We start from the raw sequence: 15,714 nt of genomic DNA, 5'->3' as shown, positions 1-15,714 counted from the left end.
CGTGACGCTGGACATGGCTGTGGGGGGATGGATGAAACAGGGCCGGGGTCTCCCCCGGCCTCAATGCCGCTACGACAGTACCAGCAGGCCGTCGGTCTTTTCACGCGCGACCGAGAAGCGCTCCTGCACGTTGGCCCAGTTGGCGATGTTCCAGAAGGCCTTCACGTAGTCGGCGCGAACGTTCTTGTAGTCGAGGTAGTACGCGTGCTCCCAAACGTCGAGGAGGAGAAGCGGCACGGTACCGGCGGCAAAGTTCGCCTGCTGGTCGAAGAACTGGTTGATGATGAGGTTCTTGCCGATCGAATCCCACATGAGGGCCGCCCAGCCGGAACCCTGTACACCCATCGCGGCGGCGGTGAAATGAGCGGTGAACTTGTCGAACGAACCGAAGGTGTCGTCGATCGCACTCTCAAGATCGCCCGTGGGCTTGTCGCCACCGTCGGGCGACATGTTGGTCCAGAAGATCGAGTGGTTCACGTGGCCACCGAGGTTGAAGGCCAAATCCTTCTCGAGTTTGTTGACGTTCGCCAGGTCGCCAGCGTCACGGGCAGCAGCGAGGCCAGCCAGGGCGGCGTTTGCGCCGGTGACATAGGCCTGGTGGTGCTTGCTGTGATGCAACTCCATGATCTCCGCACTGATGCTCGGCGCAAGAGCGGAGTAGTCGTAGGGAAGTTCGGGAAGGGTGTATTCAGCCATCGTGTTCTCCTAGCGAATGATCCCCGTACAGCACCGCGATCGAGCGGGACCGGGGGTGTGTTTCCAGTGTAGTCACGCGCTGCGCAGCATCCGCGTGGTGTGACGTACCGCTCACGCGTCCTCGAACTCGGGCGGAAGGTTTGCGTCGGTTCCGGGGACACCCTCATCGATCGCTCGCTTGTCCGCCATGGCCAGGAGACGGCGGATGCGACCGGCGACGGCATCCTTCGTCATCGGCGGATCGGCGTGGTGACCGAGTTCATCGAGGCTGGAATCGCGGAAGCGGAGTCGGAGCTCGCCCGCATAGCGAAGATGGTCGGGCACCTCGTCGCCCAGGATCTCCAGCGCGCGCTCAACCCGCGCGCACGCCGCGACAGCCGCCTGAGCGGAGCGACGGAGGTTCGCGTCGTCGAAGTTCACGAGACGGTTGGCGGTCGCTCTGACCTCGCGGCGCTGACGCAACTCGCTCCACGCGGCGACCGTCTCCTTCGCACCCATGATGGAGAGCATCTGGGCGATCGCGTCACCGTCGCGGATGACGACCTTGTACACACCTCGTACCTCGCGGGCCTTGGCAGCGATTCCGAGGCGTCCTGCTGCACCGACGAGGGCCATCGCGGCCTCGTTGCCGGGGCACGTGACCTCGAGAGCAGACGTGCGTCCAGGATCGGTGAGAGCTCCCGCAGCGAGGAACGCCCCGCGCCACAGGGCGCCCATCTCCTCTGGGTTGCCCGTCGTCAGGCGATTGGGCAATCCACGAATCGGTCGCCGACGTGCATCGAGAAGCCCCGTCTGCCGAGCGAGGGTCTCACCGCCGTCAATCACGCGGATCAGGTAGTGACTCGTACGTCGGGTGCCGGATGCGGGAACCAACTGACCCTCGGCACGCACGCCATAGAGTTCAGCGATATCCCGACGCACTCGTTTGGCAACACGCTCCGAATCCAACTCCGACTCGATCGCGATTCGACCCGAGATCATGTGCAGCCCCCCGGAGAACCGGAGGATCGTGGCAAGCTCGGCAGCGCGCAACGTGGTTTTGCCCGTGTTGACCATGGCCAGTTCTTCTTTAACGTCGGCGGTGAGTCCCACGAATGCTCCTAACTTCTGCTGTGCGGCGTTCGCCGGCTATTCGCGGCCCAGATCGCGATGTTTGACGTTCACCGCAACGCCGGGGAGAGTCCGCAGCTGCGATGCGAGGGCTTCTGCGACGGCAACCGAACGGTGCTTGCCCCCCGTGCATCCAATGGCGATCGTAGCGTGTCGTTTATTCTCACGCTGATAGCCGGCGAGCACGGGCGCCAGTGCGGCGGCGTAGCTCGTGACAAACTCGCTGGCCCCCGGTTGTCCGAGCACGTAGTCGCGCACGGCAGGATCTTGACCAGTGAGAGGGGCGAGTTCGGGAACCCAAAACGGGTTAGGGAGGAAGCGGGCATCCGCGACGAGGTCGGAGTCGGTTGGCAGACCGTACTTGAAACCGAAACTCATGACCGTCACGCGGACCCCGGCCGTGTCATCCTCCGAGAAGCGCTCGGCTACGCGCGTCGCCAGTTGATGAATGTTGAGGTCGGAGGTGTCCATGACGATGTCGCTCGATTCGCGAATCGTCGTCATCCGAGCCCGCTCGGCCTCGATACCGTCGAGAAGGGTGCCGTCACCCTGAAGCGGGTGTGGCCTGCGCACTTGCTCGAAACGGCGAACGAGCGCCTGATCTGTTGCGTCGAGAAACAGCACGCGCAGTGAAGTCCGGCTGCGGAGCTCCTCAATGGCGGCCTCGACGTCGGAGAAGAGCTTGCCTCCGCGAACATCGACCACCGCAGCGATGCGCGGGAGCGTTGTACCGGCGTGAGTCGCCAGTTCGAGAAGCGGGATGAGCATCTGAGGCGGGAGGTTGTCGACGACATACCAGCCGAGATCCTCGAGTGCATTACCCACCGTCGAGCGTCCCGCTCCCGACATGCCGGTCACCACCAGCATTTCCTGAGAGGGTTGCGCTTCGGTCATCGACACCAGCCTACCGTCGCGATTCGCCAAGTCGTTCGTGGATTGCCGCCGCGAGGCTCGGGCCAATCCCCTTCACGGCGACGATCTCCTCGACGCTTGCCTGCTTGAGCTTGCTCACCGAACCGAACTGCTTGAGTAGGAGTTTCACTCGCGACTCCCCCAACCCCGGAATCTCGGCGAGCACGGATTGGATGCCCTTCTTACGGGTTGTGCGCTGGTACGAGATTGCGAAACGGTGCGCCTCATCTCGGATTCGTTGAATGAGGAACAGCGCATCGCTATTTCGCGGAAGGATGACGGGGAAGTCGTCCCCCGGAACCCAGAGTTCCTCCAGGCGTTTGGCGATTCCGCACAGCTGGATGTCGGTGATGCCCGCATCGTCCAGAGCGCGCTGCGCCGCCGCGACCTGGGGTGCACCACCGTCGACGATGAGCAGTTGAGGCCGATAGGCGAACTTGCGGCGCTTGGGGGCCGCGGTCTCATCGTCCTCCGTTGACTCCGGGCGGCCCAGGTAAGCGAGTCGACGGGAGAGCACCTGGTAGATCGAGTCCGTGTCATCCGTCGATTCGGGGATGCTGAACTTTCGGTACTGGTCCTTGCGTGGCAGACCGTCCTCGAAGACGACCATCGACGCGACGATTCCCGTGCCAGACAAGTGGGATACGTCGAAGCACTCCATGCGCAACGGTGCCGCGTCCATCCGCAAGGCGTCCTGGATGTGACTGAGGGCCTCGGACCGGGCGACAAAATCGGCGGAACGGCGCGACTTGTACAACACCAGGGCATTGGTGGCGTTCGTGGCGACCGTCTGTGCCAACGCCGCTTTCTCCCCGCGTTGCGCGACACGGAGCTCGACGCGGCCGCTCGGAGTACGCCTCTCACCCAGCCATTGCTCCAGCTCGGGGGCGTCATCGGGCAGAACGGGCACGTAGACCGTGCGAGGTGGCTCGGAGTCGTCGTAGGCGTTCTGCAGGACGGACTCCACGAGCTCGGAGAGTCCAATGTCGAGCTCCTTGTCGACAACCCATCCGCGCACACCGCGGATGCGCCCACCGCGCACAATGAACTGCTGAACAGCGGCTGCGAGCTCGTCATGGGCGATACCGAAAAGATCGGCGTCGACATCCTCGGACAACACCACCGAGTTCTTCTCCAGAACCGATTCGATGGCCGCGAGTTGATCGCGATACCGCGCGGCCGACTCGTAATCCTGACGATCGGAGGACTCGCGCATCTTTTTCGTCAGCGCCGTAACGAATCCCCGATCGTTGCCGCTCATAAACGACGCGAAGTCGAGTGCGATCGACTTGTGCTCTTCCAGGGTGACACGCCCGACACATGGCGCTGCGCACTTGCCGATATCGCCGAGGAGACACGGTCTCCCGGTCTGCTGCGCACGTTTGTACGTGGCATCCGAGCAACTCCGCATGGGGAATGCCTTGAGAAGCACGTCGACCGTGTCTCGCACCGCCCACGCTCGCGAGTACGGGCCGAAATAGCGCGCATTCGGGATGCCCCGCCGGCGCGTGACGAGCACGCGCGGGACCGGATCACCCAGCGTGATCGTCAAGTACGGGTAGGACTTGTCGTCCTTGTACTGGACGTTGAACGGCGGATCGAACTCCTTGATCCACGTGTACTCGAGTTGAAGAGCTTCGAAGTCACTCCCCACGACCGTCCACTCCACGGATGCGGCCGTCTGTACCATTCGACGGGTGCGGTCGTGGAGTGTTGCCAGTGGAGCGAAGTAGTTGCTGAGGCGAGCACGCAGGTTCCGCGCCTTGCCGACATAGAGCACACGAGAGGTCGCGTCCCGGAATCGATAGACACCCGGTTGCTGCGGGATGTCACCAGCCCGCGGTCGCCAGGGCAGGTCGGAGGCCATGGTCGGCTAGGCTCGCGAACCCTCGAGAGCCTCCGCGAGGAACACCCCCGTATGGCTGGCTTCCGACTGTGCCACGTTCTCTGGCGTTCCCGTTGCGATGACCTGACCGCCGCCAGCACCGCCCTCGGGCCCCAAATCGATGAGCCAATCGGCCGACTTGATGACATCGAGGTTGTGCTCAATGACGATAACGGTGTTGCCCTTGTCGACGAGCCCGTTCAGGACGAGGAGAAGTTTGCGAACGTCCTCGAAGTGCAGACCCGTCGTAGGCTCGTCGAGGACGTAGACCGTGCGCCCGAGTGAGCGGCGCTGGAGCTCTGTCGCAAGCTTCACACGCTGGGCTTCTCCGCCGGACAGTGTTGTTGCACTCTGTCCAAGCCGAACGTAGCCAAGACCGACGTCTTCGAGAGTTCGAAGATAACGGTGGATGGACGAGATCGCCTCGAAGAACTCGGCGGCCTCACTGATCGGCATGTCGAGGACCTCGGCGATGTTTTTGCCCTTGTAGCGCACGGCGAGCGTTTCACGGTTGTAGCGGGCACCACCACATACCTCACACGCCACGTAGACGTCGGGAAGGAAGTTCATCTCGATCTTGATCGTGCCGTCGCCAGAACAGTTCTCGCATCGTCCGCCCTTGACGTTAAAGCTGAACCGCCCCGGCTGATATCCGCGTGCCTTGGCGTCCGCTGTCTCAGAAAAAAGCGTACGAATCTTGTCGAAAACACCGGTGTACGTCGCGGGGTTCGAGCGCGGCGTGCGACCGATCGGAGCCTGGTCGACATGCACAACCTTGTCGAGGCCATCGAGTCCCGTCACACGGGTGTGACGCCCGGCGATTTGCCGTGCTCCATTGAGTTCGTTCGCGAGCACCTTGTACAGGATGTCGTTGACGAGGCTCGATTTGCCAGACCCGCTGACACCGGTCACCGCGGTGAACGTGCCGAGCGGGAAATCGACGGTGACGTTCTTGAGATTGTTCGCGCGAGCACCCTCCACCCGGATGATGCGGTCGCGATCCACCGGACGCCGCTTCTCTGGCATGCCGATCGATCGGCGACCGGCGAGATAATCGCCCGTCACTGAATCGCGATTCTCCATAAGCGCCTCGTAGGAACCGGAGTGCACGACCGTTCCACCGTGCTCCCCCGCGCCCGGTCCGATATCGACGAGCCAATCCGCCGTGCGAATCGTGTCTTCGTCGTGCTCGACGACGATGAGCGTGTTACCCAGGTTCTTAAGTTTGACGAGGGTCTCGATGAGGCGACGGTTGTCGCGCTGATGGAGACCGATGCTCGGTTCGTCGAGAACGTAGAGCACCCCAGTGAGTCCGGACCCGATTTGAGTCGCCAACCGGATGCGCTGAGCTTCACCTCCGCTCAGTGTTCCCGCCGCGCGCATGAGGTCGAGATAGCTCAACCCAACTTCGATGAGGAATTCCAAACGGAGTCGGATCTCGCGCAGCACCTGGGCTGCGATCCGAGCGTCTCGAGTGTTCAACTCGAGCTGGTCCATGAACTTGTGCGACTCGACGAGGCTGAGTTCACAGACATCCGCGATGCTCATGCCCTCGATCGTCACCGCGAGCACCTCGGGCTTCAGACGCTTGCCGTCACACACGGGGCATGGCACCTCGCGGAGGTACTCCGCGACTCTCTGGCGCTGCACGTCGGTCTCCGCCTCGAGGTACTTGCGTTCCATATAGGGGATGACACCCTCGAAGCCCGTCGAGTACTTCATCTCGCGGCCGTAGCGGTTCTTCCAGCGAACCGTGACCTCGAAGTTGTTGCCCTTGAGAACGGCGTTGCGGACATCCTCGGGGAGTTCTCCCCACGGGGTGTCGAGTGAGAAATCGAGGTCCTGGGCAAGTCCCGTCAGGAGCTTCTCGAAGTAGTTGAACAGCCCCTTCCCCGCACTTGTCCACGGGAGAATCGCGCCGTCGGCGATGCTGACCGAGTCATCCCGAATGAGGAGGTCGGCGTCCACGGACATCCGGGTACCGAGGCCAGAGCATTCCGGGCATGCGCCGAAGGGGGCGTTGAACGAGAAAGTTCGCGGCTCGATCTCCGTGAGCTGCACCGGATGCCCGTTCGGGCAGGACAGCTTCTCCGAGAAGTTGCGCCAGGCGGCATCCCCCTTCTCGTCGACGAAGTTGATGGACACCACGCCGTCGGTCAAGCGCAACGCCGTTTCGAGCGAATCTGTGAGCCGCGTCAGCACGTCGTCACTGGCCACCAGTCGGTCGACCACAACGGCGATGTCGTGCTTGTACTGCTTCTTGAGCTTCGGCGGATCGCTCAGCTGGATCTGTTCCCCATCGACGATCGCTCGTGAGTACCCGCTCGAGGCGAGCTCGCGGAACAGGTCGACGAACTCACCCTTCTTCTGCGTCACGACAGGGCTGACCACTTGGTACCGAGTGCCGGGCTCCAACGTCATGAGCTGGTCGGCGATCTGCTGCACCGTCTGGCGCGAGATACGCTCACCGCACACGGCACAGTGGGCGACGCCGATCCGCGCCCACAGCAGACGCATGTAGTCATAAATTTCCGTGATCGTACCGACCGTCGATCGCGGGTTGCGGTTGGTGGACTTTTGGTCGATCGACACGGCAGGGCTGAGACCCTCGATGAAGTCGACATCGGGCCTGTCGACCTGGCCAAGGAACTGGCGAGCATAGGCGGAGAGGGACTCGACGTACCGACGTTGGCCCTCTGCGAAAATCGTGTCAAATGCGAGGGACGATTTGCCAGAACCGGAGAGGCCGGTGAAAACGACCAGAGAATCCCGCGGGATGTCGATGTCGACGTTTTTCAGGTTGTGAACGCGGGCCCCGCGCACCGACAGCGTGTCGTTTGCTGGCGGCCGGTCGATGACGCGAAGCATGGTGGCCTCATCGAGCTCTTCGGGTTCCGTTGCTGAAATCGACACTCTCTATATTCTACCGAGGCCACCGACATCATTCGGATGCCCCGGTCCAGATGCGCGCGAAGCGAGGGCCTCTCCGACTCCAGCGGACGCGATCACGGTCACGGCGGCCAACGCCGCGACCAGAAAACCGGCCTGTGGCGCGTGCCCGTCGATGACGTATCCGGCCGCCGCGGCCCCGATCATGCCGCCGACAGCAATCGCTGCCGTGGGATAGGCAAGAGTCTCCGTCAATCGCGTGTGGTCCGCTCTCGATTCGACGAGTGAGAGTCCAGTGATCATGAGTGGGGAGGTGACGAGACCCGCAATGGCGCACGCTAGACCCGCGATGAGCAGGTTAGACGCGAGGGCTAGGGCCGGGACGGCCACAGAGTAGGCGACGGCAGCGAGGATGAATCGGCGAGCCCGCGATCGCCGAGGCGACCGCGACCCCAGTACCGTGCCGGAGATCACGCTCGCCAGCGCAAAAACACCGATGAGCAGGCCAGCGGCCACGGGGGCACCCTCGGATTCGGCCAGAGCCACCACGGAGATGTCGAAGCTTCCGAAGACGATGCCCATCGCCGCGAATGCTCCGATAACTCCGAACACTCCCGGGTGCAGTCGCGCACGACCCCGATGGCGCTGAGAAGAGCGTTCCGGTGACGGAAGCAGAGCGAAGACGAGATAACCCCCGACGCCCGCGGCCAATCCGAGTGCGAAGCCGAGCGACGGGTGTGCCAGAGTCGCAACGATCGTGATCACGGGTGGTGAAATGACGAAGACCAGTTCGTCATTGATGGACTCGAGAGCGAAAGCCGGTAGCCGCTCCCGTTCCGACAGCAACGCCACCCATCGCGCCCGAACCACCGACCCCATGTCCACGACGCTCAACCCCGTGAGCGCCGCGAGAACGAACCAGGCCCACAGGGGTGCGGCCAGCGTGATGGCACAGAGGAGTGCGACTGCGAACACGCTGAGGGATGCGGCGGCGATGGGCAGCACGCGGCGCACGCCATAGCGGTCCATCGCTCGTGACCAGCGGGGCCCGCTGATGGCCAGAGCGATCACGAAGACCGCGGCCACCGCGCCCGCGATCGCGTAGCTGCCCTCCGTGAGGGCGATGAGAAGAATCAGTCCGAGGCTCAAACCGGACTTCGGAAAACGCCCAGCCCACGCGGCCGCCACAAACGCGCGTCGGCGAGGCGAATTGAGAACCTCGAGATAGGGGCTGACAACCGAACGAGCCGCGCTGAAAGGACCGAACGCCATGACGTCCCGCTTCCTGGTCACGCGGAGGTGAGGACTGCCCCACAGTGGTCAGCGCGACGCCCCCATCGTACGGCAGCGCACCTACTTCAGGTGGCCAGCCTTCTCCATCTGGCGCAACTCCTTCTTCAACTCCGACACCTCATCGCGCAGCCGGGCGGCGAGCTCGAACTTGAGCTCTGCGGCCGCCTGAAGCATCTGGTCGTTGAGATCGGAAATGATCGCGGTGAGGTCGTTGCCACCCTGAGCGGCCAGACCCTCACGCTTGAGGTTGGGTGTCGGTGCGCGTTTACGACCGTCACTGCCGCCGAGCAGAGCAGCGGTGTCGGCACCCTCCCTGGCGAGGGCATCCGTGATGTCGGCGATCTTCTTGCGAAGGGGCTGAGGGTCGATGCCTCGCTCGGTGTTGTACGCGATCTGCTTCTCGCGTCGCCGCGAAGTCTCATCGATGGCGCTCGCCATCGAGTCGGTGATGACGTCGGCGTACATGTGCACCTCGCCGGAGACGTTTCGAGCAGCACGACCGATGGTCTGGATGAGCGACGTTCCGGATCGTAGGAAGCCCTCCTTGTCGGCATCCAGAATCGCAACGAGCGACACCTCGGGAAGGTCGAGGCCTTCACGGAGGAGGTTGATGCCCACCAGTACGTCGTAGACACCTTGGCGCAGCTCGGTGAGCAATTCGATACGACGAAGAGTGTCGACGTCGGAGTGCAGGTAGCGCACGCGTACCCCGTGCTCTCCCAGAAACTCGGTGAGTTCCTCCGCCATCTTTTTGGTGAGGGTGGTTACTAGAACCCGCTCGTCGCGCTCGACACGAAGTCTGATCTGCTCCAGCAGGTCATCGATCTGTCCCTTGGACGGCTTGACGATGATCTGAGGATCGACGAGACCGGTCGGGCGGATGACCTGCTCAACGATCGAGTCGGTGATACCCAACTCGTACTTGCCGGGCGTCGCCGACAGGTACACCTTCTGACCCGTTCTGGCCAGGAACTCGTCCCACGTCAGCGGACGATTGTCGAGGGCGCTCGGCAGTCGGAACCCGTGCTCCACGAGAGTGCGCTTGCGCGACGCATCGCCCTCATACATGGCTCCGATCTGCGGGACTGTCACATGCGACTCGTCGATGACGACGAGGAAGTCCTCCGGAAAGTAATCGAGAAGGCAGTGCGGCGCCTCCCCCGGACGGCGTCCATCGAGGTGCCGCGAATAGTTCTCGATGCCATTGCAGAAGCCGAGCTGCTCCATCATCTCGATGTCGAACGTGGTGCGCATACGCAAACGCTGCGCCTCGAGGAGCTTGCCCTCTTTCTCGAGTTGTTGAAGGCGCTCCGCCAGCTCCTCCTGAATCGACACGATCGCGCGCTGGATGGTCTGCGGACTTGCGGCGTAGTGCGTCCCAGGAAACACCGACACCGCGTCCATGGACCTCACAACATCGCCGGTCAGCGGATGGAGCGCGAAGATGGCTTCGATCTCGTCCCCGAACATCTCGATTCGGATCGCGAGCTCCTCATACACGGGAATGATCTCGATCGTGTCCCCGCGAACGCGGAACGTGCCGCGCGAAAACGCGTAATCGTTGCGCTCGTACTGCATCGCGATGAAGCGACGGATGAGCGCCTCACGGTCGATACGCATACCCACCTGCAGCGCGAGCATAGCCTCGAGATAGTCTTCGGCCGCGCCGAGACCGTAGATGCAGGAGACCGTGGAGACGACAACCACGTCTCTGCGGCTGAGGAGCGAATTTGTCGTCGAGTGCCGAAGTCGCTCGACCTCGGCATTAATCGACGAGTCCTTCTCGATGAAGGTGTCCGTCTGAGGAACGTACGCCTCCGGCTGGTAGTAGTCGTAGTACGAGACGAAGTACTCGACGGCGTTGTCGGGCATGAGCTCGCGGAACTCGTTGGCGAGCTGGGCTGCGAGGGTTTTGTTGTGCGACAGCACCAGCGTGGGGCGCTGGACCTGTTCGATGAGCCACGCGGTCGTTGCCGACTTACCCGTACCCGTCGCGCCCAAGAGCACGACATCGGTCTCCCCAGCATTGATGCGGTGCGCCAACTCCGAGATCGCCTGGGGCTGATCGCCGCTCGGCATGTACTCGCTGACGACCTTGAAGGGCCGCACAGCACGCGTGGCATCCATGTCATCAAGCTTAGGCAGACGCGCCGACACCATTCGGGGTCAGGATTGTGGCGCCTCCTTCGCTGCCGCTTTCAGAGTGCCCCACAGAGCATCGACCTGTTCGAGCGTATGTTCCCGGGAACCTCCGTTGTCGATCACAAGGTCGGCTAGGGCACGGCGTTGTTCATCGGTCGCCTGGGCGGCGATTCGCGCGAGTGCCTCGGCCCGCGTCATCCCTCGGTCTCTGATCATCCGAGCGATGCGCGTCTCCTCCGGAGCCTCGACCACAACGATTCGATCGAAGGCGAAGGGTCGATGTGAACTGCGCTCGGCGAGGAGCGGGACGTCGTACACCACAACCGCGCTCGGGTCAGCCTCGTCAGCGCGCGCGAAACGCTCCTCGGCCAGATTCCAGACCGCCGGATGTGTGATCGAGTTCAGCAACTCACGACTCGAGTCATCGGAGAAAACGATGGCGCCCAGGGCTGCTCGGTCGAGGGAACCGTCCGTGGCGATCACACTCGGACCGAAGGCATCCGCAATGGCAGCGAGTGCCGGTGAGCCCGGCTCGACCACCTCGCGCGCGAGCACGTCCGCGTCGACGAGGACGGCGCCGAGCTCTGCGAGGCGAGCGGCGACAAGAGACTTGCCCGACGCGATGCCGCCGGTGAGAGCGACGAGATGCATGGGGCAATGCTAGCCTCACCGCAGGAGCAGACCGGATCGAGCACTGGAGGTCGCCCATGGAGTTCCTCACGGGAACAGGTCTCGCCGTCGCAGCCGGACTGAACGCCTACATCCCGCTGCTCGTGCTGGGGCTCGCCGGGCGATTCCTTGACTTCGTCGAGCTGCCGGCGGCGTGGGCGTGGCTTGAGAATCCATGGGTGCTCGGCATCCTCGCTGTGCTGCTGGTCATCGAGATCGTCGCCGATAAAGTGCCCGTTGTCGACACCGTGAACGACTGGATCCAAACGGTCGTCCGGCCTGCCGCTGGTGGCATCGCGTTCGGCACGGGTGCGGGGTCGGCGACAGCAGTTGTCAGCGATCCAGAGTCCTTCTTCACATCCGGTTCGTGGATTCCCGTTGCCGTCGGCGTCGCACTCGCGCTCGGCACTCACCTCGTGAAAATGCTTGCGCGACCGGTGCTCAACGCGACGACGGCAGGGTTCGCCGCTCCCGTCGTCAGCACGGCAGAGGATGTCAGCAGTGTTGCACTCAGCATCGCGGCACTTCTTCTCCCGGTCCTCGTTTTACTCGGCCTCGGCGGGCTCATCACCTTCGCGGTTGTCACCGTGCGCCGGCGCCGCGTGGCGGCTCGAACCGAGTGACACGTTAAACGACGATGGCCGGCCCCACTCGGGACCGGCCATCGTGCTAGTGAGCTATTAGGAGTTGCTCGAGAGCTTCTCGCGAAGAGCTGCGAGCGACTCGTCGTCGGCAAGCGTGCCGACGGACGTGCCCTCGCTCGAGAACGACGAACCGCTGGAGGACGACTCGGTCGAGTTGGCCTCTTCGAGTGCAGCAGCAGCGACCTGCTTCTTGTGCTGCTCCCAACGCGCCTGAGCGGCCGCGTAGTCGGCCTCCCACTTCGCGCGCTGCTCCTCGAAGCCTTCCTTCCACTCGTTCGTCTCGGGGTCGAAGCCCTCGGGGTACTTGTAGTTGCCCTGCTCGTCGTACTCGGTGAGCATTCCGTAGAGCGCCGGGTCGAACTCGGTTCCCTCGGGGTCGACACCCTCGTTGGCCTGCTTGAGGCTCAGCGAGATGCGACGACGCTCGAGATCGATGTCGATGACCTTGACGAAGACCTCGTCGCCGACCGACACAACCTGCTCGGCGAGCTCAACGTGCTTGCCGGAGAGCTCCGAGATGTGCACGAGACCCTCGATGCCCTCTGCGACGCGAACGAACGCACCGAAGGGAACGAGCTTGGTGACATTTCCGGGCGCAACCTGGCCGATGGCGTGGGTGCGGGCGAAGACCTGCCACGGGTCCTCCTGCGTGGCCTTGAGCGACAGCGACACACGCTCGCGCTCGAGGTCCACCTCGAGGATCTCCACGGTGACTTCCTGGCCAACCTCGACGACCTCCGAGGCGTGCTCGATGTGCTTCCACGAGAGCTCGGAGACGTGAACGAGACCGTCAACACCGCCGAGGTCGACGAACGCACCGAAGTTGACGATCGAGGAGACGACACCCTTGCGAACCTGGCCCTTGGCGAGGTTGTTGAGGAAGGTCGTGCGGCTCTCGCTCTGCGTCTGCTCGAGGAGAGCGCGACGCGAGAGGACGACGTTGTTGCGGTTCTTGTCGAGCTCGAGGATCTTCGCCTCGATCTCCTGGCCGAGGTACGGCGTGAGGTCGCGAACGCGACGCAGCTCGATAAGCGACGCCGGAAGGAAGCCACGGAGGCCGATGTCGACGATGAGTCCACCCTTGACGACCTCGATGACCGAACCGGTCACGACGCCATCGGCGTCCTTGATCTTCTCGACGTCACCCCATGCACGCTCGTACTGAGCGCGCTTCTTCGACAGGATGAGGCGGCCTTCCTTGTCCTCCTTCTGGAGAACGAGCGCCTCAACGGAGTCGCCAACCTGGACGATCTCGGTCGGGTCGACGTCGTGCTTGATGGAAAGTTCACGGGAGGGGATGACACCCTCGGTTTTGTAACCGACATCGAGGAGAACCTCGTCCCGGTCGATCTTGACGACGGTGCCCTCGATGAGGTCTCCATCGTTGAAGAACTTCAGTGTCTTCTCGACCGCGGCGAGGAAGTCATCAGCAGATCCGATGTCATTGACGGCGACCTGCTTGGGCGCCTTGTCGGTCGTTACGATTGTCATGTAGTAATTGCTCCGGATAGGACATGGTTGGGCCACGGCGACGGTGTTGCAGGTGTTGTACCGCCGTGGCAGGCGAATAGAGAGTCACAGACGTGACGTTCCAGTCTAGCGTCCCGTGGGCCGCGATGCCAGCTAATCGAGGATGGATCGGATAGCTGTCTCGAGTTCTGGGTACGTGAAGGTAAACCCCGCGGCGGTCATCCTTTCGGGGACAACCCATCGGCTCTTGAGGATGAGCTCTGTCTCGGTTCCCATGAGCGCCGCGCCGAGTTCGAGAGCCGGCCGTGGTACGGGAATGCCGAACGGGATCCGCAACACCTTCCGGAGTGTGTGCATGAGGGTGCGGTTGTCGACAGGACCCGGAGAACTCGCGTTGATCGCGCCATCGATGTCGGGGTTCGCGACGAGGAAGTCGATCATCCGGTGTACGTCTTCGACGTGGATCCAGCTGAACTTCTGCCGACCCCACGGAGCCCCGAATCGATGCTCGGTTCCCGCTTCGCGCCGTCGACGGCTCGGAAACCACGGCGTATCCCACTGCGGCCCGGCCACTCCCCGGCGCGCGAGAGTGACCAGTCGTTCCAACACACTCCCCTGGCCGAGGACGATTGCCATGCGGAGCGCCACGCGACGAGTGCCCGGTAGCTCACCATCGAGCAGCGTCTGTTCCCATGACCTGGCAACAGAGACCGAGAATCCCTCGCCGAGTTCTCCCGACGATTCCGTCTGAGGGCGATCCATGGCATGCCGATAGATCGTCGCCGTCGAGGAGTTCACCCACAACGGTGGAGGCGAACCAGCTCGCTCGATCGCGAGCTTCATTGCGGCCGTCGTCTCGGTTCGCGATGTGAGAATGATCCGGCGATTCTCCGGTGTGTAGCGGCAATCCACACTTCGACCTGCCAAGTTAATGACGAGTGACGCTCCGTCCACCGCGCGCGAGAGCGCATCGGCATCCGACCACGTAACCGAATCGCGCCTGCCAACGGTGATGACGTCGGTGCCACGAGCGCGATGACGCTCGACGAGGTAGCGGCCAACAAAACCCGAGGCGCCGGCGATAACGATCTTGCGAGGTGTCTGCGTCATGCCGCCTCCGTGACCGTGTACGTGAAGCTCACCGAGTATTCGTAGAGGAGTCCGAGTTGTGGATGTTCGAGCCGAAAGTCCACGTGCTGCATGTCGTTCGTCCTGTCCCAGCTCTCACGCAAGAAAACCCGGGGCGCTATCGAGCGTGGAACGGGAACGCCGACAACGCTGACGCCGGCGGACTCGAGCACGAGCGCGCCATCGTCGACCCTGGGAACGAGTTCGACGCGGATGAAACCCGGCCGACCGATCACATCAGTCAGGTGTCGATTGTCCATGGCGACGCGATCCACCATCGTGCGACGTCGACCCGTGAACTCGAAGAGTCGAAGGCCAACGCGACCGCCACCGGCATCGGTATTTCGCACCTGAAAGGGCACGTCGTGCTGCCAGGCGGGAAAAAGGACATGGACTGCGCCGAGGAGAGAGAGTAGGGGCCACAGCCACCTCCGGGGTGTGCCGACGACATCAAAAACGCCACGACCGCGACCGATCTGAGCGGGGGTGAGAGCGCCGAAATACGAGATGAGGTGGGGGTCGAGTCGCTCCCAGTCCTCCCCCAGCGCGTCGCGCCACGGCGACCCGGGATCAGCGGGCATCAAGTTCGACGGAGAGGAGATCGACCAGTTTGTCGAGCGCCTGCTCGGCGCCGTCGCCCTCAGCACTGAGAGTCACAACATCCCCGTGGTTCACACCGAGCGACAGAACACCCAGGATGCTCGAGGCGTTCACACTCGACCCACTCGCCGAGCTGATAGTGACGGGTACACCCGCTTGGGCGGCCGCCTTGCAGAAGAGCGAGGCAGGGCGTGCGTGCAGGCCAACGGCGGAAGCCACCGCTACTGTTCTCTCGATCATCAGCCCTCCTGGGCCAAGCCTACGCCGCGGTGTTCT

The 15,714-nt window shown here is 63.1% G+C and carries 13 protein-coding genes; 1 reads left to right on the top strand and 12 read right to left on the bottom strand.

The annotated features are described in order from the left end of the window. Positions 1-69: 69 nt before the first annotated feature. The 8 genes from LH407_RS00420 to coaE all read right to left on the bottom strand — a co-directional run bounded on the left by LH407_RS00420 (position 70) and on the right by coaE (position 11,578). The gene (locus LH407_RS00420; protein ID WP_322133259.1) at positions 70-696 is read right to left on the bottom strand and encodes a superoxide dismutase; all 627 of its coding nucleotides are present in this window, start codon (positions 694-696) and stop codon (positions 70-72) included. Between the two features lie 111 nt (positions 697-807). Next, positions 808-1,788 (bottom strand): DNA-binding protein WhiA, encoded by a 981-nt coding sequence (gene whiA, locus LH407_RS00415; RefSeq protein WP_322133260.1) that lies wholly within the window; start codon positions 1,786-1,788, stop codon positions 808-810. A 36-nt stretch (positions 1,789-1,824) separates the two neighbouring features. Further along, complete coding sequence (gene rapZ, locus LH407_RS00410) at positions 1,825-2,700, bottom strand: RNase adapter RapZ (RefSeq protein WP_322133261.1); 876 nt, start codon at positions 2,698-2,700, stop codon at positions 1,825-1,827. Between the two features lie 10 nt (positions 2,701-2,710). Further along, complete coding sequence (gene uvrC, locus LH407_RS00405) at positions 2,711-4,585, bottom strand: excinuclease ABC subunit UvrC (RefSeq protein WP_322133262.1); 1,875 nt, start codon at positions 4,583-4,585, stop codon at positions 2,711-2,713. 6 nt (positions 4,586-4,591) lie between these two features. Further along, on the bottom strand, positions 4,592-7,471 hold the full coding sequence (gene uvrA, locus LH407_RS00400) for an excinuclease ABC subunit UvrA (protein ID WP_322134924.1): 2,880 nt from the start codon (positions 7,469-7,471) through the stop codon (positions 4,592-4,594). 48 nt (positions 7,472-7,519) lie between these two features. Beyond that, on the bottom strand, positions 7,520-8,764 hold the full coding sequence (locus LH407_RS00395; RefSeq protein WP_322133263.1) for an MFS transporter: 1,245 nt from the start codon (positions 8,762-8,764) through the stop codon (positions 7,520-7,522). 81 nt (positions 8,765-8,845) lie between these two features. After that, on the bottom strand, positions 8,846-10,912 hold the full coding sequence (uvrB, locus tag LH407_RS00390) for an excinuclease ABC subunit UvrB (protein WP_322133264.1): 2,067 nt from the start codon (positions 10,910-10,912) through the stop codon (positions 8,846-8,848). Positions 10,913-10,951: 39 nt separating this feature from the next. Next, positions 10,952-11,578, bottom strand: a complete 627-nt coding sequence (gene coaE / locus LH407_RS00385) for a dephospho-CoA kinase (RefSeq protein ID WP_322133265.1) — start codon at positions 11,576-11,578, stop codon at positions 10,952-10,954. 56 nt (positions 11,579-11,634) lie between these two features. Between coaE and LH407_RS00380 the strand changes: the two genes are divergently transcribed. Further along, the gene (locus LH407_RS00380) at positions 11,635-12,219 is read left to right on the top strand and encodes a DUF4126 domain-containing protein (RefSeq protein ID WP_322133266.1); all 585 of its coding nucleotides are present in this window, start codon (positions 11,635-11,637) and stop codon (positions 12,217-12,219) included. A gap of 57 nt (positions 12,220-12,276) precedes the next feature. Here the strand turns inward: LH407_RS00380 and rpsA are convergent, their stop codons facing one another. From rpsA to LH407_RS00360, 4 genes are all read right to left on the bottom strand, one after another. After that, complete coding sequence (gene rpsA / locus LH407_RS00375; RefSeq protein WP_322133267.1) at positions 12,277-13,731, bottom strand: 30S ribosomal protein S1; 1,455 nt, start codon at positions 13,729-13,731, stop codon at positions 12,277-12,279. Positions 13,732-13,863: 132 nt separating this feature from the next. Continuing rightward, positions 13,864-14,820 (bottom strand): epimerase, encoded by a 957-nt coding sequence (locus LH407_RS00370; RefSeq protein WP_322133268.1) that lies wholly within the window; start codon positions 14,818-14,820, stop codon positions 13,864-13,866. Continuing rightward, positions 14,817-15,419 carry a DUF4166 domain-containing protein gene (locus LH407_RS00365; RefSeq protein WP_322133269.1) on the bottom strand — a complete coding sequence of 201 codons (603 nt, stop codon included), beginning with the start codon at positions 15,417-15,419 and terminating at the stop codon, positions 14,817-14,819. The genes LH407_RS00370 and LH407_RS00365 overlap by 4 nt, the downstream gene beginning before the upstream one ends. Further along, positions 15,409-15,678, bottom strand: coding sequence for an HPr family phosphocarrier protein (locus LH407_RS00360; protein WP_322133270.1), 270 nt, complete (start codon positions 15,676-15,678; stop codon positions 15,409-15,411). The genes LH407_RS00365 and LH407_RS00360 overlap by 11 nt, the downstream gene beginning before the upstream one ends. Positions 15,679-15,714: the final 36 nt, after the last annotated feature.

Source organism: Antiquaquibacter oligotrophicus (assembly GCF_020535405.1).
Classification (GTDB): domain Bacteria; phylum Actinomycetota; class Actinomycetes; order Actinomycetales; family Microbacteriaceae; genus Rhodoglobus; species Rhodoglobus oligotrophicus.
The sequence above is the reverse complement of the archived record's forward strand: the minus strand, read 5'-3'. Positions and strand labels throughout refer to the sequence as shown.